21 protein-coding genes and 4 pseudogenes are annotated in these 22,637 nt (G+C 66.7%); 12 read left to right on the plus strand and 13 right to left on the minus strand.

Features of this window, described 5'->3' with window-relative positions:
* Positions 1-2,160, minus strand: a complete 2,160-nt coding sequence (locus A9X05_RS09585) for an elongation factor G-like protein EF-G2 (RefSeq protein ID WP_067780893.1) — start codon at positions 2,158-2,160, stop codon at positions 1-3.
* A 142-nt stretch (positions 2,161-2,302) separates the two neighbouring features.
* Complete coding sequence (locus A9X05_RS09590; RefSeq protein WP_067780896.1) at positions 2,303-2,716, minus strand: TIGR03668 family PPOX class F420-dependent oxidoreductase; 414 nt, start codon at positions 2,714-2,716, stop codon at positions 2,303-2,305.
* Positions 2,717-2,858: 142 nt separating this feature from the next.
* Here A9X05_RS09590 and A9X05_RS09595 point away from each other — a divergent pair, with 142 nt between their 5' ends.
* The 4 genes from A9X05_RS09595 (at position 2,859) to A9X05_RS09610 (ending at position 7,857) form a co-directional block, all read left to right on the plus strand.
* Positions 2,859-3,902, plus strand: a complete 1,044-nt coding sequence (locus tag A9X05_RS09595) for a S1C family serine protease (RefSeq protein WP_067780899.1) — start codon at positions 2,859-2,861, stop codon at positions 3,900-3,902.
* Positions 3,903-4,023: 121 nt separating this feature from the next.
* Positions 4,024-5,796, plus strand: coding sequence for a maltose alpha-D-glucosyltransferase (gene treS, locus A9X05_RS09600; protein ID WP_067749840.1), 1,773 nt, complete (start codon positions 4,024-4,026; stop codon positions 5,794-5,796).
* The gene (locus tag A9X05_RS09605) at positions 5,793-7,130 is read left to right on the plus strand and encodes a phosphotransferase (protein ID WP_067749806.1); all 1,338 of its coding nucleotides are present in this window, start codon (positions 5,793-5,795) and stop codon (positions 7,128-7,130) included. Before treS ends, A9X05_RS09605 begins: the two co-directional genes overlap by 4 nt.
* A gap of 46 nt (positions 7,131-7,176) precedes the next feature.
* Positions 7,177-7,857, plus strand: a complete 681-nt coding sequence (locus tag A9X05_RS09610) for a YoaK family protein (protein ID WP_067780902.1) — start codon at positions 7,177-7,179, stop codon at positions 7,855-7,857.
* A 63-nt stretch (positions 7,858-7,920) separates the two neighbouring features.
* Here the strand turns inward: A9X05_RS09610 and ag85C are convergent, their stop codons facing one another.
* From ag85C to A9X05_RS09645, 7 genes are all read right to left on the minus strand, one after another.
* Positions 7,921-8,970: a diacylglycerol acyltransferase/mycolyltransferase Ag85C gene (gene ag85C, locus A9X05_RS09615; RefSeq protein ID WP_067749810.1), complete on the minus strand. Its 1,050-nt coding sequence runs from the start codon at positions 8,968-8,970 to the stop codon at positions 7,921-7,923.
* 210 nt (positions 8,971-9,180) lie between these two features.
* Positions 9,181-9,999, minus strand: a complete 819-nt coding sequence (locus tag A9X05_RS09620) for an ABC transporter permease (protein WP_067780905.1) — start codon at positions 9,997-9,999, stop codon at positions 9,181-9,183.
* Positions 9,989-10,816: an ATP-binding cassette domain-containing protein gene (locus A9X05_RS09625; RefSeq protein ID WP_067780909.1), complete on the minus strand. Its 828-nt coding sequence runs from the start codon at positions 10,814-10,816 to the stop codon at positions 9,989-9,991. Before A9X05_RS09625 ends, A9X05_RS09620 begins: the two co-directional genes overlap by 11 nt.
* Positions 10,813-11,271 (minus strand): MarR family winged helix-turn-helix transcriptional regulator, encoded by a 459-nt coding sequence (locus tag A9X05_RS09630; RefSeq protein ID WP_067780912.1) that lies wholly within the window; start codon positions 11,269-11,271, stop codon positions 10,813-10,815. Before A9X05_RS09630 ends, A9X05_RS09625 begins: the two co-directional genes overlap by 4 nt.
* A 57-nt stretch (positions 11,272-11,328) precedes the next feature.
* Positions 11,329-11,826, minus strand: a complete 498-nt coding sequence (locus A9X05_RS09635; RefSeq protein WP_067780915.1) for a metallophosphoesterase — start codon at positions 11,824-11,826, stop codon at positions 11,329-11,331.
* Positions 11,827-11,850: 24 nt separating this feature from the next.
* Positions 11,851-14,769 (minus strand): RND family transporter, encoded by a 2,919-nt coding sequence (locus tag A9X05_RS09640; protein WP_067780918.1) that lies wholly within the window; start codon positions 14,767-14,769, stop codon positions 11,851-11,853.
* Entirely contained in the window at positions 14,766-15,197 is a 432-nt protein-coding gene (locus tag A9X05_RS09645) for an MmpS family transport accessory protein (RefSeq protein WP_067749820.1), read from the minus strand. The genes A9X05_RS09640 and A9X05_RS09645 overlap by 4 nt, the downstream gene beginning before the upstream one ends.
* A gap of 222 nt (positions 15,198-15,419) precedes the next feature.
* On the opposite strand from A9X05_RS09645, the gene A9X05_RS09650 reads away from it, so the two are divergent.
* From A9X05_RS09650 to A9X05_RS09660, 3 genes are read left to right on the plus strand one after another with little or no spacing between them, the layout of a single operon-like run.
* Positions 15,420-15,740 carry a metal-sensitive transcriptional regulator gene (locus tag A9X05_RS09650; protein WP_067749822.1) on the plus strand — a complete coding sequence of 107 codons (321 nt, stop codon included), beginning with the start codon at positions 15,420-15,422 and terminating at the stop codon, positions 15,738-15,740.
* A gap of 29 nt (positions 15,741-15,769) precedes the next feature.
* Positions 15,770-16,384 (plus strand): DsbA family protein, encoded by a 615-nt coding sequence (locus tag A9X05_RS09655; RefSeq protein WP_067749824.1) that lies wholly within the window; start codon positions 15,770-15,772, stop codon positions 16,382-16,384.
* 37 nt (positions 16,385-16,421) lie between these two features.
* Positions 16,422-16,820, plus strand: coding sequence for a DUF302 domain-containing protein (locus A9X05_RS09660; RefSeq protein WP_067780921.1), 399 nt, complete (start codon positions 16,422-16,424; stop codon positions 16,818-16,820).
* A gap of 420 nt (positions 16,821-17,240) precedes the next feature.
* Here the strand turns inward: A9X05_RS09660 and A9X05_RS09665 are convergent, their stop codons facing one another.
* Positions 17,241-17,549, minus strand: a complete 309-nt coding sequence (locus A9X05_RS09665; RefSeq protein ID WP_082950096.1) for a hypothetical protein — start codon at positions 17,547-17,549, stop codon at positions 17,241-17,243.
* Positions 17,550-17,681: 132 nt separating this feature from the next.
* On the opposite strand from A9X05_RS09665, the gene A9X05_RS09670 reads away from it, so the two are divergent.
* Positions 17,682-18,137, plus strand: coding sequence for a MaoC family dehydratase (locus A9X05_RS09670; RefSeq protein ID WP_067749828.1), 456 nt, complete (start codon positions 17,682-17,684; stop codon positions 18,135-18,137).
* A 376-nt stretch (positions 18,138-18,513) separates the two neighbouring features.
* On the opposite strand, the gene A9X05_RS09675 is transcribed toward A9X05_RS09670, so the two are convergent.
* Positions 18,514-19,863 carry an acyl-CoA dehydrogenase family protein gene (locus A9X05_RS09675; RefSeq protein ID WP_067780924.1) on the minus strand — a complete coding sequence of 450 codons (1,350 nt, stop codon included), beginning with the start codon at positions 19,861-19,863 and terminating at the stop codon, positions 18,514-18,516.
* A 27-nt stretch (positions 19,864-19,890) separates the two neighbouring features.
* Positions 19,891-20,589: a GAF and ANTAR domain-containing protein gene (locus tag A9X05_RS09680; RefSeq protein ID WP_067780927.1), complete on the minus strand. Its 699-nt coding sequence runs from the start codon at positions 20,587-20,589 to the stop codon at positions 19,891-19,893.
* Positions 20,590-20,745: 156 nt separating this feature from the next.
* Here A9X05_RS09680 and A9X05_RS09685 point away from each other — a divergent pair, with 156 nt between their 5' ends.
* Positions 20,746-21,642 (plus strand): manganese catalase family protein, encoded by an 897-nt coding sequence (locus A9X05_RS09685; protein ID WP_067780930.1) that lies wholly within the window; start codon positions 20,746-20,748, stop codon positions 21,640-21,642.
* Positions 21,643-21,697: 55 nt separating this feature from the next.
* Here the strand turns inward: A9X05_RS09685 and A9X05_RS29535 are convergent.
* A pseudogene (locus A9X05_RS29535) lies at positions 21,698-21,832 on the minus strand (hemerythrin domain-containing protein); the annotation flags it as partial.
* On the opposite strand from A9X05_RS29535, the pseudogene A9X05_RS32050 reads away from it, so the two are divergent.
* From A9X05_RS32050 to A9X05_RS32060, 3 pseudogenes are all read left to right on the plus strand, one after another.
* Positions 21,818-21,922 (plus strand): annotated as a pseudogene (locus tag A9X05_RS32050) (hypothetical protein); the annotation flags it as partial. The pseudogenes A9X05_RS29535 and A9X05_RS32050 sit on opposite strands and share 15 nt — an antisense overlap.
* Before the next feature lie 162 nt (positions 21,923-22,084).
* A pseudogene (locus A9X05_RS32055) lies at positions 22,085-22,390 on the plus strand (hemerythrin domain-containing protein); the annotation flags it as partial.
* 87 nt (positions 22,391-22,477) lie between these two features.
* Positions 22,478-22,637: pseudogene (locus tag A9X05_RS32060) on the plus strand (anti-sigma factor); the annotation flags it as partial.

Here is a 22,637-nt window from a genome sequence, read left to right on the forward strand (position 1 = left end):
TCAGACGCTGGCCTTCACCCGGGTGGCCGCGGCCTCCGGCATGGGTTCGTAACGGGCGAAGCCGCGGGTGAACGACGCGGCCCCGTGGGCAAGCGAACGCAGGTCGATCGCGTAGCGCGTCAGCTCCACCTGGGGCACCTCGGCTTTGACCAGCGTGCGTTCGTGGCCCGCGGTGTCGGTGCCGAGGACACGGCCACGCCGGCCCGACAGGTCGCCCATCACCGCGCCGACGAAGTCGTCGGGGACCAGTACCGAGATTTCGTCGATGGGCTCGAGCAGGCTCACCTTCGTCGCCGCGGCCGCCTCCCGCAGCGCCAGGGCGCCCGCCGCCTGGAACGCGAAGTCCGACGAGTCCACGCTGTGGGCCTTGCCGTCGAGCAGGGTCACCCGGATGTCGACGACGGGATAGCCGGCGTGCACGCCCTTCTCCATCTGCGCGCGCACACCCTTCTCCACGCTCGGGATGAATTGCCTGGGCACCGCCCCGCCGACCACCTTGTCGACGAACTCGAATCCGGACCCCTCCGGCAGCGGCTCCACTTCGATGTCGCACACCGCGTACTGGCCGTGCCCGCCCGACTGCTTGACGTGGCGACCATGCCCTTTTGCCTTGCCGCCGAAGGTTTCTCGCAGTGGTACGCGCAGTTCCACGGTGTCGACGGTGACGCCGTAGCGGTTGGCGAGCGCGTCGAGGACGACCCCGGCGTGGGCCTCGCCCATGCACCACAACACGATCTGGTGTGTCTCCTGGTTCTGCTCGATCCGCAGCGTCGGATCCTCGGCGGCCAGCCGGCCCAGTCCGACCGACAGCTTGTCCTCGTCGGTCTTGGCGTGCGCCTGGATCGCCACCGGCAGCAACGGTTCGGGCATCGTCCACGGTTTCAGGACGAGTGGCTCCGCCTTGTCCGAGAGGGTGTCGCCGGTCTCGGCCCGGCTCAACTTGCCGATGGCGCAGATGTCGCCCGCCACCACGGCGGTGGCCGGGCGCTGCTGCTTGCCGAGCGGGAACGACAGGACCCCGACCCGTTCGTCTTCGTCGTGGTCGGGGTGCGTGCTGCCGTTGCCGTTGACCGCGCCGAAGAAGGACGCAAAATGGCCCGACACATGGACCGTCGTGTCGGGCCTGATGGTCCCGGAGAACACCCGGACCAGGCTCAGCCTTCCGACGTAGGGGTCCGACGTCGTCTTCACCACCTCCGCCAGCAGGGGAGCGTCGGGGTCGCAGGTCAGCGTCGCGTGCGGCGCGCCCTGCGGCGTAAACACCTCCGGCAGTGGGTGTTCCATCGGGGACGGGAAGCCGCGCGTGGCGACCTCCAGCAATTCCAGCGTGCCGACGCCGGTGCTGCTGCACACCGGGATCACCGGGAAGAACGAACCCCGGGCGACCGCCCGCTCCAGGTCCTCGATCAGGACCGCCTCGTCGATGGACTCACCACCCAGATAGCGATCCATCAGCGATTCGTCCTCGGATTCCTCGATGATGCCCTCGATCAGGGTGCCACGCGCCTCCTCGATCCGGTCGGCGTCGGCCGGATCGGCCTGCTCTGCGGTCCGCTTTCCGCCGGAGTAGCGGTAGCGCGTCTGCGACAACAATCCGATCAGGCCCTCGCAGGACGGCAGGCCGGTCGGGAGGTAGAGCGGTAACACCTTGTCGCCGAACGCGTTCTGCGCGGCGGCCAGCGCCTCGGAGTAATTGGCCCTGGTGTGGTCGAGCTTGGTGATCACCACGGCGCGGGGCATGCCGACCTGGTCGCATTCCTGCCACAGCGATTTGGTGGGTTCGTCGACACCCTCGTTGGCCGCGATCACGAACAGCGCGCAATCCGCGGCGCGCAGGCCGGCCCGCAGCTCGCCGACGAAGTCGGCGTATCCGGGCGTGTCGACCAGGTTGATCTTGATGCCGTCGTGGGCCAGGGAGGCGACGGCAACGCCGACGGACCGCTGTTGGCGGATCTCGGCGTCGTCGTAGTCGCACACCGTGCTGCCGTCGGTGACCGAGCCCGCTCTGGTCAGCACCCCGCCGGCGACCAACAGCGCCTCGACCAGGGTGGTCTTGCCGCCACCGGACGGTCCCACCAGGACGATGTTGCGCACCTCGCCGGGACCGTTCGCGGTGGGGGCGGCCGCCGCGCCCTGGGAAGCATTCGCCTTGTCCGCCATGACGTTCCTCCAGTTCTCCCCGGCCGCGTCGCCGAGGGGTGCGCCCAGCGTGGTGTGTCCTGGCTCACAGGATCCAGAAGCAACTTTTCCCCCAACCGCGGCCCAACACAAGGCCACGGGCCGGCCACAATTGCGTCTGCCGTCAGGCGTGCCAGCCCGACCAGCGGTGCACCGCGATCGCGATCACCGGCCCGTTCAGCGAAACGGACTGATACTGAGGGTATTTGGCGCGCAGCAGCCGGTGTCCGGACTCCATCGCCGGCCCGCCGGCGTGGATGGTGGCCGTGCCGTCGGCCCGGACCCACCACAACTGCGTCCAATCGTCGGCGTAGTGGTCGACCAGCAGGCTCACGTGGGGGTTGTGTTCGATGTTGGCAAGCCGCCGCAGCCGCCGCGTCGTCTTGGGTTTCGCGTCGACGGCGGTGTACACGACGTCGGCCGGGTCGGCCACCGCGAATACCACCGGCACCAGGTGGGGGAGACCATCGGGCGTGATCGTGGCCAGCCGGGCGACCGGGGACCGCGCCAACCTGGCCTTCGGGTCGAATTCGCCCACCGTGTCAGCCTAGGCGCCGAACCCAACCTTGCCACTGCCATGAATAGCTACCTGCATTACGGTTATATACACACAGTTGTGCCGCCCAGAACCGCAAGGCCGACACAGTTTGTGTTTACCGCGAAGCAGGAAGGGTGACGGGATGAGCAAATCGCACCACCGCTCGGTCTGGTGGTCATGGTTGGTCAGCGTGCTGGCTGTGGTCGGGTTGGGCCTCGGTCTGGGCACCGTGCCGGCCGCCGCATCACCGTTCACCGCCCCACAGGCCCCCCTCGACCCGGCCGCATTGGCCGGCCAGGTGGGGCCACAGGTGGTCAACATCAACACCAAGTTCGGCTACAACAACGCGGTGGGCGCCGGCACCGGCATCGTCATCGACCCCAACGGCGTCGTGCTGACCAACAATCACGTCATCTCCGGCGCGACGGACATCAGTGCCTTCGACGTCGGCAACGGGCAGACGTACGCCGTCGACGTGGTCGGCTACGACCGTAGCCAGGACGTCGCGGTGCTGCAGCTACGCGGGGCGGCCGGCCTGCCGACCGCCGCGATCGGCGGCGGGGTTTCGGTGGGCGAGCCCGTCGTCGCGATGGGCAACGCGGGTGGTCAGGGCGGAACGCCGAGCGCGGTGTCCGGCAAGGTCATCGCGCTCAACCAGTCGGTCTCGGCGACCGACACGTTGACCGGCGCGAACGAGTCACTGGGCGGCCTGATCCAGGCCGACACGCCGATTAGGCCCGGCGACTCGGGCGGGCCGATGGTGAACAACGCCGGACAGGTCGTCGGCATGAACACCGCCGCCACCGACAACTACAAGATGTCGGGCGGGCAGGGCTTTGCCATCCCGATCGGGCGGGCGATGGGGGTGGCCGGCCAGATCCGGTCCGGCGCCGGCTCCAACACCGTGCACATCGGCCCGACCGCCTTCCTCGGGCTCGGGGTGACCGACAACGGCAACGGCGCGCGCGTCGAACGGGTGGTCAACACCGGTCCCGCCGGCGCGGCCGGCATCGCCCCGGGTGACGTCATCACCGGGATCGACAGCGTCCCGATCAGCGGGGCCACCTCGATGACGGACGTGCTCGTCCCGCATCATCCCGGTGACACGATCGCGGTGCACTATCGCGCCGCGGCGGGCGGCGACCGCACCGTCAATGTGACGCTGGCCGAAGGGCCGCCGGCCTGACACCCGCGCGGACAGTACCCGACTGGCGCTCAATCCCATTGGCGCCATGGGTGTTTCGTCACATGTCAGCGAGCGTGATTCCGAATGTCGCGCCTCGGGTACCCGTGGCAGCGTGGATTTGATGAACGACGCACGAGAAGCTGTCGAGCACCATCCCGGAGGCGGAAGTCACGTCGAGGGGGGTGTCGTCGAGCATCCCGACTCCGACGACTTCGACAACGCCGCCGCGCTACCCACCGACCCGACGTGGTTCAAGCACGCCGTGTTCTACGAGGTGCTGGTCCGCGCGTTCTTCGACGCCAACGCGGACGGGTCCGGCGACCTACGCGGGCTCCTGGGACGCCTGGACTACCTGCAGTGGCTCGGCATCGACTGCATCTGGCTGCCCCCGTTCTACGACTCGCCGCTTCGCGACGGCGGGTACGACATCCGGGATTTCTACAAGGTGCTGCCCGAGTTCGGGACGGTCGAGGACTTCGTCGCACTGCTGAACGCCGCGCACGAGCGTGGCATCCGGGTGATCACCGACCTCGTGATGAACCACACATCGGATTCGCACCCCTGGTTTCAGGAGTCGCGGCATGATCCGGACGGCCCGTACGGCGACTTCTACGTGTGGAGCGACACCAGCGAGAAGTACACCGACGCCCGCATCATCTTCGTCGACACCGAGGAGTCCAACTGGACCTTCGACCCGGTGCGCAAACAGTTCTACTGGCACCGGTTCTTTTCGCACCAGCCGGACCTGAACTACGAAAACCCCGCCGTCCAGGAAGCCATGATCGACGTGCTGCGCTTCTGGCTCGGCCTGGGCATCGACGGGTTCCGGCTGGACGCCGTGCCGTACCTGTTCGAACGGGAGGGCACCAATTGCGAGAACCTGCCCGAGACGCACGCCTTCCTCAAGCGGGTCCGCAAGGTCATCGACGACGAGTTCCCGGGCCGGGTGCTGCTGGCCGAGGCCAACCAGTGGCCGGCCGACGTGGTCGAGTACTTCGGCGACACCAGCACCGGCGGCGACGAATGCCACATGGCGTTCCACTTCCCGCTGATGCCGCGCATCTTCATGGCCGTCCGCCGGGAATCGCGCATTCCGATCTCGGAGATCCTGGGGCAGACGCCGGAGATTCCCGAGATGGCGCAATGGGGCATCTTCCTGCGTAACCACGACGAGCTGACGCTCGAGATGGTCACCGACGAAGAACGCGACTACATGTACTCCGAGTACGCCAAGGACCCACGGATGAAGGCGAACGTCGGCATCCGGCGGCGCCTGGCACCCCTGCTGGACAACGACCGAAACCAGATCGAGCTGTTCACCGCCCTGCTGCTGTCGCTGCCCGGCTCACCGGTCCTGTACTACGGCGACGAGATCGGCATGGGCGACGTCATCTGGCTGGGTGACCGCGACGGGGTGCGCACCCCGATGCAGTGGACCCCGGACCGCAACGCCGGGTTCTCCAAGGCCAACCCCGGCCGGCTCTACCTGCCGGCCAGCCAGGACTCCGTCTACGGCTATCAGGCCGTCAACGTCGAGGCCCAGCGCGACACCTCGACGTCGCTGCTCAACTTCACCCGGATGATGCTCGCCGTCCGGCGCCGCCACGAGGCGTTCGCCATCGGCACATTCGAGGAGTTGGGGGGCTCCAACCCGTCGGTGCTGGCGTTCGTGCGCCAGGTGCCGGGCGGCGGCGACACGGTGTTGTGCGTCAACAACCTGTCGCGGTTCCCGCAGCCGATCGAACTGAACCTGCAGCACTGGAGCGGTTGCACGCCGGTGGAACTGACCGGGCACGTCGAATTCCCGCGGATCGGGCACCTGCCCTACCTGCTGACGCTGCCGGGACACGGCTTCTACTGGTTCCAGCTGACTGCATGTGAGGAGGACGCATGACTGATCCTGCCAAGCTGCCCTGGTCGGATTGGCTGCCCCAGCAACGGTGGTACGCCGGCCGTAACCGGGAGCTGACCTCCGCCGAGGCCGCCGTGGTCGTCCCGCTCCGCGACGACCTGGACCTGGTCTTGGTCGATGCGCAGTACGCCGACGGCTCATCCGAGCGCTACCAGGTCATGGTGCAATGGGACGCCGGTCCGGTCTCCGAGTACAGCACGGTGGCCACCATCGGCGCCGCAGGCGACCGCACGGGCTTCGACGCCCTCTACGACACCGACGCCCCCCGTTTTCTGCTGTCGCTGATCGACTCGTCGGCCGTTCTGACGGCGGCGGGCACCGAGGTGCGGTTCGTCAAGGAGCCCGACGTCGAGCTGCCGATGGAGGCGATGCCGCACGTCTCCGACGCCGAGCAGAGCAATACCAGCGTCATCTTCGACCGCGCGGCGATCTTCAAGGCGTTTCGGCGGGTCAACAGCGGCATCAACCCGGACATCGAGCTGAACCGGGTGCTGGCCCGCGCCGGCAACCCGCACGTGGCCCGGCTCCTGGGCACCTACGAGCTGGCCGGCCCGGACGAGGCGTGGCCGCTCGGCATGGTGACCGAGTTCGCGTCCAACGCCGCCGAAGGGTGGGCGATGGCCACCGCCAGCGTCCGCGACCTGTTCGCGGAGGGCGACCTGTACGCCCACGAGGTCGGGGGCGATTTCGCCGGCGAGTCCTGCCGGCTCGGCGAGGCCGTGGCGTCGGTGCATGCCACGCTGGCCGAGTCGCTGGGAACGGCGGAGTCGGCGTTCCCGGTGGACACCGTGCTGGCGCGGCTGGCTGCGACCGTCGCGAAGGTGCCCGAGCTGCGGGAGTACGCCTCGACCATCGAGGAGCGGTTCGCCAAGCTCGCCGACCAGCCGATCACCGTCCAGCGGGTGCACGGCGACCTGCACCTCGGTCAGGTGCTGCGCACCCCCGAGAGCTGGCTGCTGATCGACTTCGAGGGCGAACCGGGGCAGCCGCTCGACGAGCGCCGCGCGCCGGATTCACCGTTGCGCGACGTGGCCGGCGTGCTGCGGTCCTTCGAATACGCCGCGTACGGCCCGTTGGTCGACCAGGCGGCCGACAAACAACTGGCCGCCCGCGCCCGCGAATGGGTCGAACGCAACAGGACCGCGTTCTGCGAGGGCTACGCCGCCGCGTCGGGAAGCGACCCGCGGGATGCGGCTGACGTGCTGGCCGCCTACGAGCTCGACAAGGCCGTGTACGAGGCCGGCTACGAGGCGCGGCACCGGCCCGGCTGGTTGCCGATCCCGCTGCGCTCCATCGCCAGGCTCACCGCCTCATAGCAAACTCTGATCTGCGAGTAGCGCGGGCATCTGAAACCATGTCCGTGTGACAAAGGAGATCTTCGACAGCGAGGCGCGGCTGTCCTGGGTGCTGGCGGCGCTGGCGGGTGTGCTGGGGGCAACGGCTTTCACGCACTCCGCCGGCTACTTCGTGACCTTCATGACCGGCAACGCGCAGCGCGCCGCGCTCGGCTACTTCCGGGGCGATGTCTTGCTCTCCGTGAGCGCGGGCCTGCTGATCGTGTGCTTCGTCGGTGGCGTTGTCGTCGCGTCGGTGTGCCGGCGGCATTTCTGGGTGGCGCACCCGCACGGGCCCACCGTGCTGACGACCTTCAGCCTGTTCGCCGCCACCGCGTTGGACATAGTCGACGAGGGGTGGGAGGAAAACTTCCTCGATTTCGCGCCGATCACGTTGGTGGCGTTCGGCATTGGCGCATTGAACACGTCATTCGTCAAAGACGGCGAGGTGTCGGTTCCGCTGAGCTACGTGACCGGAACGCTGGTCAAGATGGGGCAGGGCATCGAGCGCCACATCGCCGGTGGAACGCTGGCCGACTGGCTCGGCTACTTTCTGCTGTTCGCCAGCTTCGTCTTCGGCGCCACGGTCGGCGGCTTGATCAGCCTGGTGGTCAATGGCACGTGGATGCTGGTGGTCGCTTCGTCCGTGTGCGCGTTGACAACTGGATACACGTACTTTCACCAGGATCGCCGCGCCTTGCTCGACTGAACCCAAAAAGCATCGGCAGTAGCGCTGACCGGTGCGCTACTGCCGATGCTGGTTCGGAGGGTTTCAGGCGGCCGGCGGCGCCGGCTGTGCGGGCTGCGCCGGCTCCGCCGGTTGGGCCGTGGTGTTGCCGGCCAGCAGCACCTGCTGGATGTCGGGCTTCATCGCGACCAACTGCTGGTTCCAGTAGGGCCACGAGTGCGTGCCGTTGGCCGGGAAGTTGAATGTCCCGTTGCGTCCGCCGGCGGCCACGTAGCTGTTCTGAAATTGCTGGTTGGTGCGCAGCGTGAGGCCTTCCAGGAACTTGGCCGGCATGTTGTCGCCGCCCAGGTCGCTCGGCGTTCCGTTGCCGCAGTAGACCCAGATTCGGGTGTTGTTGGCCACCAGTCGCGGGATCTGGACCATCGGGTCGTTACGCTTCCACGCCGGGTCGGTCGACGGGCCCCACATGCTGTTGGCGTTGTAGCCACCCGAGTCGTTCATCGCCAGCCCGATCAGCGTCGGCCACCAACCCTCGGAGGGGTTGAGGAAGCCCGAAAGTGAAGCGGCGTAGGGGAATTGCTGCGGGTAGTAGGCGGCCAGGATCAGGGCGGAACCGCCGGACATTGACAGCCCCACCGCGGCGTTGCCCGCCGGGGAGATCTGCTTGTTGGCCTGCAGCCACAGCGGCATCTCCTGGGTCAGGAACGTCTCCCACTTGTAGGTGTAGTTCTGACCGTTGCCCGACGACGGCTGGTACCAGTTGCTGTAGAAGCTGGACTGCCCGCCGACCGGCATCACCACCGACAGGCCGGACTGGTAGAACTCCTCGAAGGCCGGGGTGTTGATGTCCCAGCCGTTGTAGTCGTCCTGCGCGCGCAAGCCGTCGAGCAGGTAGACGGCGTGCGGTCCGCCGCCCTCGAACTGGACCTTGATGTTGCGGCCCATCGACGGCGATGGCACCTCCAGGTATTCCACCGGCAGGCCCGGCTTCGAGAACGCCCCCGCGGTAGCCGAGCCGCCGACGGCGGTGACGAGGCCGGACATCAGGGCAGCCCCCACAGCCGCGACCGCGAGCTGGCGCGGCATGGCTGCCGCGGCGCCACGCAACTTCCGCAACTCAGAAAAGAACTTCATAGCTCTCTACCCATCCCAACTTTCGTCTGCCGCGTGCCGCGGTCGAATCCCTTCGCTGGGCAGTGAAACACGGGGAGAGGGGTCGAATCGCCTGTCAGGGCCGAAGCTTCAGATCGCGGTTGGCTAACGATTGGGAGTCGGCCGGGAAACGTTGCATTCGGGTCACAATCGGCCATCGATAGCGCGCGCCGCACGTCCCGGCGGTGTGCGCTATGCCACGAGGCGGCGCAATAGCGTTGAGGCCGCGCCGATTCCGAGCACCGCGGCAACCAGCAAGACAATGACGTCCACCGGGTTGAACGGCGTACCGATGAGCAGGCCGCGCAGGGCGTCGACCTCGTAGCTGAGGGGGTTGACTCGGCTCAGCACGTGCAGCCAGGTCGGCATGACGTTGACCGGGTACAAAGCGTTGGAGGCGAAGAACAATGGCATCGTGATGGCCTGGCCGATTCCCATCAGGCGATCACGGTTGCGCACCAGGCCGGCCAGCGTCATCGACAGGCAGGCGAAGAACGCGGCACCCAGCATGACGACGGCCATCGCCGCCGCGATTCGCAGCGGGTTGACCGTCAGCCCGACATTCATCAGATATGCCAACGCCATCACGCCGACCACCTGGGCGACCGAGCGCACGCCGGCCGCGAACGCCTTGCCGGTGATCAAGGCCGACGCCGGCGCGGGCGTCACCATCAGCTTGGCCAGGACCCCGGCGTCCCGGTCCCAAATGATCTGTATCCCATAGAAAATGGAGATGAACAGCGCGGACTGGGCGATGATGCCCGGCGCCAGGAACGCCAGGTACGACACCGATCCGGTTTGGATGACGTGCAGGTGGCTGAAGGTGGTTCCGAAGATCAGCAGCCACAGCGCCGGTTGCACCATCCGGGTGACGAGTTCGGTCCTGTCGTGCTGCAACTTCTGCATCTCGACGATCGCGAACGCGCCGATACGGCTGAACACGGCGCCCACGCGCTGCCACCCGCGCGGGGCGCGGACCAGGGTCCCTGGCCTGGCGCTATCAACCGACACGGCGTGCAACCTTTCTGGCGGAACGGATTTCGCGGAACGAGCTTTCCGACTCGGAGGTGTCGCCGTCCACCAAGTCGGATGCCGCGTAGTGGCGGAACACGTCCTCCAGGGTTGCGTGTGGCGACACCGTCGACTTCAACTTGGCCGGCGTGCCCACCGCCTGCAGCTCACCGCGGTGCATCAGCGCGACGCGATCGCACAGCGCGTCGGCCTCCTCCATGTAGTGGGTGGTCAGCAGCACGGTCATCCCGAACTGCGCCTGCATCTTCTGCACCTGCGCCCAGACGCCGTCGCGCGCGATCGGATCGAGCCCGACGGTGGGCTCGTCGAGAACCAGCAGCGACGGGCGGTTGACGAGCGCCTGCGCCACCTCGAGACGGCGGACCATGCCGCCGGAATAGGCCGCGGCAAGCCGGTCGGCCACGTCGAGTAGATCCATCGCCGCCAGCGCCTGCTCCGCGCGGTCGGAACGCTCGGACCGGGGCACACCGTAGAGGCGCGCGAACCACTCGACATTCTGCCGGCCGGTCAATGCGGGCTCGATCGAGAGTTGTTGCGGCACATAACCGATATTGCTGCGAATGTCGGTGGTTTGGTGGCGGGCGTCGAGCCCGAAGATGCGTAATTCGCCCTGCTGCACCGGGGCCAGCGTGGTGAGCATCCGGACCATGGATGTCTTCCCGGCGCCGTTGGGGCCGAGCAGGCCCATGGTCTCGCCCGGCCGCACCTGCAACGTGACGTCGTTGACCGCGGTGAACTGGCCATACCGGTAGGTCAGGTGCCTGGCGTCGACCGCCATCGGCAGTGAACCGCTCATCGTCGCTCCTGCAGTGTCTGGGTCATCATCTCGATGACCTCCAATCCCCTTGTCAAAGATTCGATCTGGTCGTCGTCGAGTTCGGCGAGCACCTCGGCTAGCGCCCCTCGCCGCGCGGCGCGAGACGCGTCGACGATCTCCTGGGCCGGTTCGGCCAGGTGTAACCGGCCGACCCTGCGGTCCGGGTCGCCGACGGTCCGGACGAGCAGTCCCCCGGAGACCAACTTCGAAACCAGGGTCGACGCGGTGTTGGGGGCCAGCCCGAGCTCGGCGGCGGCCGCGTTGACCGAGATGCCGGGTTGCCGGGCCACCAGCCACAACAGCTCGGACTGCGACTCGGTCAGCGTCGACGCGTCGAAGCCACGCCCGGCCGTGCGCCGCAACTGCCGGCGGAACCTGCCGACCACGCGAAACACGTCGGTGACCACATCCGTCGTTGACTGCACCTTTTCCATAATACCTCTGTAGGCGAGCTATTTATGTGGGGAAGCTGTGCAGAACGTATGTACCCGTTACTTAGGGAGGCGATGCAGGACCACGTCGATCAGGGCCCCGTCATCGACGTGGGCCGTCATGTAGGTGCAGAAGGGCTGCCTGCGCCGATCGGTCGGCGAACCGGGATTGAGCAGGCGCAACCCGGTGTCGGTGCGCGTGTCCCACGGGATGTGGCTGTGCCCGAACACCAGGACCTCGGCGTCGGGATACAGCCGCGACATCCGGGCCTCCCGTCCGGCCGCCGCGCCGGTCTCGTGCACCACGGTGAACCGCACACCCGCCAGGGTCGCGTCCGCCCGCTCGGGCAGCCGACCCCGCAGCTCGGGACCGTCGTTGTTGCCCCAGCACGCCACCAGCCGGGCCGACCTGCGTTCGAGTTCGTCGAGCAGGTCGGGCGTCACCCAGTCACCGGCGTGCACGACGACGTCGGCCGCGTCCACCTCGGCCCAAATCCGCGCGGGCAGGTCGCGGGCGCGTTTCGGGACATGGGTGTCGGAAATCAGCAGCAGCCGCACAGCCCCATCTTGCGCCAGCGGCTTTCACCCGGCCGTCGACGCCATGGCCTTTTCAGGCTTGGTCGCGGGCGCGTCGCCGGGCTCGCCCAGCAAGAGCGAACGAACGAGGCTCCGCGGACCGAACGGTCGCAGCATCTCACTGGCGGGGCGGGGCCGCACGCGGATCGGCCACCAGAACCACCGCCCCAGCAGCGCGGCGATCGACGGCGTCATCAGCGAGCGCACGATCAGGGTGTCGAACAGCAGGCCGAGCCCAATCGTGCTGCCGGCCTGGCCGATCGAGCGCAGGTCGCTGGCGACCATCGACATCATGGTGAAGGCGAAGACCAGTCCCGCGGTGGTGACGACGCCCCCGGTCTCGCCCATCGATCGGATGATGCCGGTCTTCAGCCCGGCGCCGATCTCCTCCTGGAAGCGTGACACCAGCAACAGGTTGTAGTCGGAGCCCACGGCGAGCAGGATGATCAGCCCGAATACCGGTGCGATCCAGTTCAACTCGAGACCCAAGAGGTGTTGCCACACGAGAACCGAGAGCCCGAAGGCGGCGCCGAGCGACAGCAGGACCGTGCCGACGATTACCAGGGAGGCCACCAGCGCGCGCGTGATGATCACCATGACGACGAAGATCAGGGTGAGCGCCGCCAGCCCCACGATCAGCAGGTCGTAATGCGAGCCCGACTGGATGTCGCGATAGATGGCCGCCGTGCCCGCCAGGTAGAACTTGGCGCCGGTCAGCGTCGTTCCCTTGACCGCCTGGTGCGCGGCGGCCAGTTCCGGCACGACGGCGGAAATGCCTGCCGGCGTTGCCGGGTCTGCGTCGTGGGTGATGATGAACCGCGCGGCCTTTCCGTCTGGGGAAAGGAAGAGCTTGAGCCCGCGCTGAAAGTCGGGATTCTGGAAGGCTTCCGGGGGCAGATAGAAGTAGTCACCGCTGCGGGAGGCGTCGAACGCCTGCCCCATCGCGCTGGCCGTGTCGGTCATCTGCGCCATCTGGGTGACCAGGTTGGAAAAGCTGCTGTGCATCGTGAGCAGCGTTCCCTGCATCGATTTGGCGACGGCGATCATTGGCGGGAACTGCGCAAGCATCTGCGGAATGATCGCGTCGACGTTGTTGACGTCCTTGATCAGCGTGCTCATGTTCTCGCTGAACTTGTCGACACCGTCGATCGCCTCGAACACCGACCTCGTCGCCCAGCAGACGGGGATGTTGTAGCAGTGCTGTTCCCAATAGAGGTAGCTGCGGAGCGGCCGGGCGAAGTCGTCGAAATCCGCCAGATGGTCTCGCATCTCGTCCAGCGTGGCCTGCATCTCGTGCATATCGCCGACCATGCGGTGGGTGGCGTCGCTCATCTGCCCGAGCAGGCCCTGCATGCGCTGCATCGAGACGATCATGGCGCCGAGGTCGTCGCTCATCTTGAGCACGTCGTTCGTGCGGTCCCGCATGAACTGAAGGTTCTGCTGGATCGGGATCGATTGCGCGCTGATCTGGAACGGGATGGAGGTGTGCTCGATCGGGCCGCCCAACGGGCGGGTGATGCTCTGCACCATCGCGATCCCCGGCGAACGGAAGATGTCCTTGGCGATCCTGTCCAGGATGATCATGTCGCCGCTGTTCCGCATGTCGTGGTCGCTCTCGATCATGAGGATGTCGGGATTCATGGTGGCGGCGCTGAAGTGGCGCTCCGCGGCCGCGTACCCGACGTTCGCGGGCACGTTGGCGGGTGTGTAGAACCGATCGTTGTAGCTGACCTTCATGCTCGGCATGATCAGGATGCCGACGATCGCGATGACCAGGGAGGCTGCGAAGACGGGGCCGGGCCACCGCACCGTGGCGGTGCCGATCCGCCGCCATCCGCGCGTCTTGATCATCCTTCTCGGGTCGAGCAGGCCGAACCGGGTGGCCACCGCGACCACCGCGGGCGCCGCGGTCATCGCTCCCGCGACGACGACCAGCAGGCCCAACGCGGACGGAATGCCGAGTGCCTTGAAGTACGACAGGCGCGCCAGGTGAAGGCAGAACGTCGCCCCGGCGATGGTCAACCCCGAGCCCAAAATGATGTGCGAGGTCCCGCGGAACATCGTGTAGTACGCGGTTTCTCGGTCCTGGCCGGCCTGGCGAGCCTCCTGGTAGCGCCCGATGAGGAAGATCGCGTAGTCCGTCCCCGCCGCGATGGCCAACGAGGAGAGCATCGCAACGACGAACGTCGAGAACCCCAACAGTTCGTAATTCCCCAGGAGCGCGACAAGCCCTCGGGCAGTACCCATCTCGAAGCCGACCATGACGAGGACCAGTAACACCGTGCTGACCGATCGATAGGCGATGAACAGCATGATCATGATGACCACGCCCGTGACGCCCATCATTTTGAACATGCTCTTGTCGGCGGCTTCGTTCATGTCGGTGGTCAGCGCGGCGGGGCCGGTGACGTAGACCTTGAGGCCCTTGGGGGGCTCCGACTTGTCGACGATCTTCCGCACCGCGTCGACGGACTGGTTCCCCAGCGTGCTGCCCTGGTTGCCCGCCAGATTGAGCTGGACGTAGGCGGCCTTGCCGTCGCGGCTCTGGACGCCGGCGGCGGTGAGCGGATCACCCCAGACGTTCTGGACATGCTGGACGTGCTTCGGATCGGCCTGCAGCTTCTGGACCAGGCCGTCGTAGTAGCGCCGCGCCTCGTCACCGAGTTGCTTGTCGCTCTCGAGAACGATCATCGCGATGCTGTCGGAATCCGATTCATGGAAGGTGGCCCCGATGCGCTTGGCGGCGATCATCGCCGGGGCGTCCTGCGGCGACATCGTCACCGCGTGATTTCTGGCAACCGATTCGATCGGCGGCACAAGCACATTCAGGGCGACGGTGAGCAGTAGCCAGCCGATGATGATGGGCCACGCGAAGGTGCGGACGAACCGCATGAACCTCGGCCGGGCGTCGTTGCCGGCGTTCATCCGGCTTTCACCAGACAGGAAGTTTGCGCGTGACGCCCGGCCGAGGATCGCTCGTCCTCGACTTTGCCGTTGACGCTGATGCGGCAGCCGATGTCATCGCTGTCGCCTTGTGCCACCACGCTGGCGATGACTGCCGGCACCGTCGTGGTGATCGTGAAGGTCCATGGCAGCGTGCTGAAGTCGGCCTGTTCGGGCTGTGCGTTCTTGTTCAGGTAGCTCACGCTCCCGGTCGTGTCGCTGGGTCCGTAAACCTCGTAGGTGACCCGCTTGATGTGCGAGGCAACGAGCGGTTCGGCGCTGCTGCCCGTCGCGGTGAAGATCGCGTCCGAGCCGAAAACGCCGCGGAGCCGGTCGACGGCCACGCCGCCGAGGGCGACCGCAACCACGACGACGAGCGGCACCCAGGCCCGTCTGAGAAACGTGGACACTGCCGTTCCCTTTCGCTCGGTCTCTTCGGTAGGGATTACGCCCGCCTCGCCGGACCTGATAGGGCCATTCGGCCCGCATTTGAGAATCGACAGGCACTCGTGGCACGCCATCGCGTGACCGGGTACCGGGAGCCGCGACTAATCCGTGTCTGTTATACCATACCCCCGGGGGTATCAGCCAAGTGTGTGCATATACCCCGTGGGGTATGGTATGAAGGAGTCATGGCAAACGAAGTCAGGGGCAGCGCGTCGCCCAAGCCCGATGTCGTCGGGCACGACCAGGGCGACATGGACGCCGTCCTCGCCCGGTTGCGCCGCGCCCAAGGTCAGCTCGGCGGCGTCATCGCGATGATCGAGCAGGGGCGCAGTTGCAGAGACGTCGTCACGCAATTGGCCGCGGTGTCGCGGGCGCTGGATCGCGCCGGTTTCAAAATCATCGCGTCCGGCCTGCGCGACTGCATCACCCGCCCGGAGGGTAGTCCCACTGACGGGCCGGCCGTGTCGATCGACGAGCTGGAGAAACTGTTCCTCAGCCTGGCCTGACGGCCGGCGTCTACGAAAGGCGAAGAGCGATGAACCCCGCCGATGATGGTCGAGCCGGACGCGAAGTCACGTTGTGGTTGGACCCGGTGTGCCCGTTCTCCTGGAATACCGCGCGTTGGCTGCGCGCCGCGGCCGAGAAGACCGGCGTGGCTGTCGATTGGCAGCTGATGAGCCTGGCGGTGCTCAACGAGGGACGGGAACTTCCACCCCCTCAGCAGGCTCGCATGCGTGACTCGCGGCAAGTCGGCCGGCTGATGGCCGCCATCGCGCGGGAGCGGGGCGTAGCCGGTTGGACCGCCGCATATTTCGCGTTCGGTGAGCGCTACTTCGATCGCTCCGAACCCCTCGACGAAGGCCTCGTCGGCCGCCTGCTGTCCGCGGCGGGGGCGCGCGACACCACCGCCGCCGTCATCGCCGACGAGTCGTTGGACGAACAGGTGCGGCGCGGGCACCAGGCGGCGCAGGACGCGCTCGGCGAAACCGGGGGCAGCCCGATTCTGCGTATCGACGGGCATGCCTTCTTCGGCCCGGTTCTGACCGCTTTACCCGAGGCGCAGGAGACGGTCGCAGTGTTCGACGCGGTCGCCACCTTGGCCGCGGTTCCCCAATTCGCCCAGTTGCAACGTCCGCGCTCCGCGGCCTAGTGCTTCCGCAAGTTCGACACGGGAAAGAGGAGAAGAAATGACAGCCGGATTGAGCACCACTTTGCACACCTCGTTCGACGACGCGGTGAAACGAACGACCGAAGCCCTGGCCGAGCAGGGTTTCGGCGTGTTGACCACCATCGACGTCAAAGCCACGCTGAAGCAGAAGCTCGGCGAAGACATGGAGGACTACCTCATCCTGGGGGCGTGCAACCCGACCCTGGCGCATCGCGCCCTGGGCATTCACCGTCAGATCGGCCAATTGTTGCCGTGCAACGTGGTGGTGCGGACCGACCCCGCCAAAGGCGATGCGATTCTCGTCGAGGCGATGGACCCGCAACTCATGGTCAAAGTGACGGGCGAGCCAGGGGCGTTGCAGGACGTGGCCGACCAGGCGACCGCCAAGCTGCAGGCCGCGATCGGTGCGCTCGGCTAGCGAACACCCGCCGCTCGAATTAGCTTGTAGCGCAGCGCATCAGCCTTGCTGGCTCCGCGCTTCAGCACCCGTTTCCCCGGCGTCGAAGGAGTCATCGGAACCGGCCGCTCCGACATACGAGCCGTCGGCTTCTCCGGCCGCGTCGCGCGACCGAGACTCGTGGGTTTCTGGTTCCACGTCCGACTCGGCTTTGTGGCCCTTGTTCTCAGCCATTCGTTTCCTTCCGGTGGGGCGGCTAACCCCTGACGGGTTCCCGCCTCATGCGCCGCCAAACGTAGAAGAGGCCCAGCCGCGACGTTCACCATCTCCGCCGCACATCGCGCCAGTGCAGGAATGGAGTCGGACGGTTCGCCGCAACGAATCCAAATCGCCTGTGCCCGTGCAGTTGCGGTACCCGGCATCCGACCGATCGGGAACGGGTCACGCCTCGCTCAATGCGTCGCCGAACCCGCGCACCACGCGGCTGTGTTGACTTTCGGCCAGCGCCTGTCCGGCTCCCAGCAACAGCACCATGGGCCAATCGAGGATTTGGATCGCCGCCAGTGCGGCCAGCCCACCGTAGAACGCGAGGCGGTCGGGGCGGGGGATCCGCACCCGCCCGAGTAGCGGAACATCAAGGCGCATGCTCTCGGCATCGCGGATACGCTCCGACGGTCGCCGGGGCGCCGGACCGTATTTGTCGAGCCCATGCGCTACCGATCCAGGCTTGGGGCCGGTGCGTTCTGGCATGCCGTCCTCCCTTCGTGCGGTTCTGCGTACTCGCGCAGGGCTTCCCCCGTCGGCCGCACTGAAACGTGTGCCGGCCCGTGATGTCGGGTGGCGGCGGCGCTATTGTTACCACCCGAAGTCAAGGAGGACTCAATGCGCACCTTCGAATCAGTGGCCGATCTCTCGGCCGCGACCGGTGAAACGATCGGGCACAGCGATTGGGTGACCATCACCCAGGAGGACGTCAACCTGTTCGCCGACGCGACCGGCGATCACCAGTGGATCCACGTGGATCCGGAGCGCGCGGCCGCCGGGCCCTTCGGGGGGACGATCGCCCACGGTTTCATGACGCTGGCGCTGTTACCCCGCCTCCAGCACCAGATCTACACCGTCAACGGCATCAAGCTCGCAATCAATTACGGCCTCAACAAGGTTCGTTTTCCCGCCCCCGTGCCGGTCGGTTCCCGGGTGCGCGCGCAGACATCGCTGGTCAGCGTCGACGACGTCGGAAACGGCGCCGTGCAGGCGACCATGTCGACGACCGTCGAGATCGAGGGCGCACCCAAGCCGGCGTGCGTTGCCGAAAGCATCGTCCGCTACATCACCTGACGGCCCCCGTGACGCCATGCCGCGGGGCATAAACCACGGCGACGTTTGACGGCGTGTCGCCGCCAAGGTTTATGTGTCGTGGGGAGCGACGCGGGCGTGCCCCGTGACGCCATGCCGCGGGGCATAAACCACGGCGACGTTTGACGGCGTGTCGCCGCCAAGGTTTATGTGTCGTGGGGAGCGACGCGGGCGTGCCCCGTGACGCCATGCCGCGGGGCATAAACCACGGCGACGTTTGACGGCGTGTCGCCGCCAAGGTTTATGTGTCGTGGGGAGCGACGCGGGCGTGCCCCGTGACGCCATGCCGCGGGGCATAAACCACGGCGACGTTTGACGGCGTGTCGCCGCCAAGGTTTATGTGTCGTGGGGAGCCGGGTCAGAACTCGGCGATCGAATGCTCGAGCCGCTCGGCCAGCCGGGCCTGGGCCTCGGCGCGGCGCGTGGGGATGTGGGCCGATGGGAATGGCGTTGGCACGGGATGATATTCGCGCAAAGTCCGGCGCGCCACCGTCATCTTGTGTAGTTCGGTGGCGCCGTCGGCGATGCCCAGCGACTCGGCGGCAACCAACATCTTGACGAACGGCATCTCGTCGGACACCCCGAGCGCACCGTGCAGGTGCATGGCCCGCTGCACGACGTCATGCAGCACCTGGGGCATGGCGACTTTCACCGCGGCGATGTCCCTGCGCACCTTCTGATAGTCGTGGTGCTTGTCGATCAGCCACGCGGTGCGCAGCACGAGCAGCCGGAACTGTTCGATCTGGATCCAGCTGTCGGCGATCTTCTCCTGGGTCATCTGAAAGTCGGACAGCCGCCCGTGCCGCGTCTTGCGCGATACCGCCCGCTCGCACATCATGTCAAACGCACTGCGCGCCAACGCGATTGTTCGCATCGCGTGGTGGATGCGGCCGCCGCCGAGCCGCGTTTGCGCGATCATGAACGCCTGGCCCTCGCCGCCCAGCACGTGATCGGCCGGGACGCGGACATCGGTGTAGCGGACATAGCCGTGGCTGGCGCGCGCCGAGGACTCGGCGCCGACGCCGACGTTGCGCACGATCTCGATGCCCGGTGTCTCGGCCGGAACAATGAACAGCGACATCTTGTCGTAGGTGCGCGCTTCGGCGTTGGTGACCGCCATGACGATGAAGAACGACGCGTGCTTGGCGTTGGTGGAGAACCACTTCTCGCCGTTGAGCACCCAATAGTCGCCGTCGCGGGTCGCGGCGGTGACGAACTGCCCCGGATCCGAACCACCCTGCGGCTCGGTCATCGAATAGCACGAGGTGATCTCGCCGTCGAGCAGCGGTTGCAGGTAGCGAGCCTTCTGTTCCTCGGTGCCGAACATGGCCAGGATCTCCGCGTTGCCGGAGTCCGGCGCCTGGCAGCCGAACACCGACGGCGCCCAGCGGGACCGGCCCAGGATCTCGTTGAGCAGGGCGAGCTTCACCTGACCGAAGCCCTGACCGCCCAGCTCCGGCCGCAGGTGTGCCGCCCACAGCCCCTGGTCCTTCACCTGTTGTTGCAGCGGCCGCAGGATGTCCATCATCTCGGCGTTCTTCTTGTCATAGGGGTCGAGGGCGACCAGATCCAGCGGTTCGAGCTCGTCGGCCATGAACTTTTCGACCCAGTCCAGCTTTGCCTGATATTCCGGGTCTGTTTCGAAATCCCACACGGCGGCCACCCGTTCCCCGGCGCAGCGCCGCGCCGGCCTCGTCGATGAAGCCATCCCATCGTAGATGGCGGTGGTGAAGGGTCAGTCCTCGCGGCGGGTGTCGATGACGCGCTGAGCGATGTCGACGAGCTTGACCTGACTCTCCTGGGACAGGCGGCGCAGCAGGTCGAACGCGCGAAGTTCGTCGACGCCGTAGCGCTCCATGATGATGCCCTTGGCCTGGCCGATCCGGTCCCGCGTCGACAGGGCCGATTGCATCTGCTGCCCGTAGCGGCCGGCGATGATCGCAGAGGCGGCGTGCGCGGCGAATACGGTGCCGATGGTCTCGGCTTCGGTGTCCCACGAGTTGGCCTTGAAGCTGAACAGGTTCAGTGCGCCGGCGGTACGTTCCGCGGTGTACAGCTTGAAAGACAGGCTGCTCAGCACACCGCGTTCCACGGCGGCCGGTGCGTATCGGGGCCAGCGTGACTCCTCGCGCAGGTCGTCGGTCCGCACGATCGTTTGCTTCAAAGCGGCGTCGTGACAGGGGCCCTCGCGGAACTCCTGTTGTAGCTTGTCGAGCTCCGCGGCCAGGCTGTCGGTGTCGGCGACCGATTCGAAGTCTCCGCCGGCTTTGATCAGCAGCACCCCGGCGACGTCCGCCGCGGGAATGAGCTCCACCGCGGCGGCGGTCACGTCGGTGAGCACCTGCTCGAGCGAGCGCGGCGCGGCGATGTCGCGGGAGAGCTCAGCCATCCGCCTCGCCAGCTCATGCCGGGAACTCGGGTCCGATAGGTCCATAAGCGGGATTGTCCATGATGGACCCCCGTTCGTCACACGGGCACCCGTTCGCAGCGCCCGCAGGCGGTTCAGGAGTTGCTGTCACGGTCGTTTGGTCGCGGAGGCCGCGGGTACCCGGCGACACCATGACCTTCTCGACAAGCCAAGGGAGACCCAGTGTTCGTTCATAACAAAGATCTTCAATTCGAGGTCCGCGTCGACCGGCCCGACCCCCGGTTCGCGACGTTGCTGATGGACCAATTCGGCGGCGCCAATGGGGAACTCACCGCCGCATTGCAGTACTTCACCCAGGCCTTCGTGCTTCGGCAGAAGAACCCGAAGATGTACGACCTGTTCATGGACATCGCCACCGAGGAGCTCAGTCACCTCGAGATGGTCGGCTCGATGATCACGATGCTGCTCGACGGCCTCAACGACAACCTGAAGATCGCCCACGAGAAATGTGACTGGATGCCGGCGGTGGCCAGCGGCGACGGACGCGACAGCATCATCCACTCGGTATCGGTCAACCCCCTGTTCCTGGTGCTCAGCGGTGGTGGGCCGGACGTCAAGGACTCCGGGGGAAACAATTGGACCGGCGCCTTCATCGACGCCAACGGCGACCCGACCGTCGACCTGCGCAACAACATCGCAGCCGAGTCGCGCGCCAAGATCGTGTACGAGTACCTCAAGCAGTACACCGACGACCCCGGTGTGCAGGACACCCTCAACTTCCTGATGACGCGCGAGGTCGCGCACTACCAGCAATTCACCGCGGCGCTGAACGAGCTTCCGGTGAACTTCCCGCCGGGTCAGCTGCCGGGCGATCCGCGCTTCCAGAACGTCGCGTTCAACATGTCCGACGGCAACGGCGAATCGATCCGTGGCCCGTGGAATCAGGGCCAGGGGCCGTGGCCGAATGGCGTGGAGTGGGAGTACGTCGAAAAGCCCGAACAGCAGTGGCTGGGCGGCAGCACGCGACAGAACCAGGGTGCGCAGCAGAACCCCCAGGGCTCACCCGCGATCAAGGCCGAAAAGCCTTTCACGCACGAACAGCACACCCCCACAAGCTGATTGGCATGGGAAGGCCGGGCGCCGACGACCCAGCGCCCGGCCTTCGCGTGTTTCGTTATTTGACCTGAGGGTCCGGCGGGTTGTCCTCGGCGCGGCCGGTGAGCGCGTCGCGAACGTGGTCGACGACCGCCGCCCCCATTCCCATGGTCTTCAGCACCGCCGGGTTCGGCGGGGTGCCCGGGTGGACGCGGGCGCCGTCCCGTTTTTGCACTTCCCGCAGGGCAATCCGCTGACGGCCATCGAGTTCTACCGCACCAACGTCTTGCCGAAGTTGCGCTAGTCCGACGTGGGACGGGCCTCGGGCTGAATGTACGGCGCGCACCGCGCGCAGCTCTCTCCCCCACCATCACTCGAAATTCGCCGCGGGCCAGCGCGTTTCAATGCCGTCGCCCCGGGTATCCGCAGGCCACTTCGAGTCATCAGCCCAACTGGAAGGCAAGGCATGGACGCAATCACTTTTCTTCGCCAGGAGCACAAAAGCGTGCTCGGATTGTTCGAGACGCTCGACGGGGCGCCGTCGGGTTCGGGCGCCGAAGCGAGCGGCCTGGAGACCTTCGTGAACAATCTCATCATCGCGGAGTCCCAGCACGAAGCCATTGAGGAACAATTGTTTTGGCCGGCGGTGCGCGATGCGATCGGCGACGGAATCGTCGACAAGGCGATCGAGCAGGAGCAGGCCGGCAAGCAACTCTTGCAGCGGCTCGAGGACGGCAAGCCCGGCGAACCCGACTATCACGAAGCGCTGCAGGAGTTCGTCAAGGCCGGCCGCGAACACATCGCCTACGAGCAGGACGTGGTGTGGCCGCAGGTCGAGTTGGCGATCAGCCGCGAAGATCTGGAGAAGATCGGCGAAAAGCTGGAGCAGGCAACGCGGTACGCGTTGGACGCGGTGTGCGACGAGGAGAGGGCACAGATCGAACGGCGGCTCGCGTCCGAGCCAATGTCGGTGGCGGCGGCCTTCGACGACGAGGTTCGTGCCGTCCGCGAGACGCTGG

This window comes from Mycobacterium sp. E3298, from assembly GCF_001666895.1.
In the GTDB taxonomy this organism is placed as follows: Bacteria; Actinomycetota; Actinomycetes; order Mycobacteriales; family Mycobacteriaceae; genus Mycobacterium.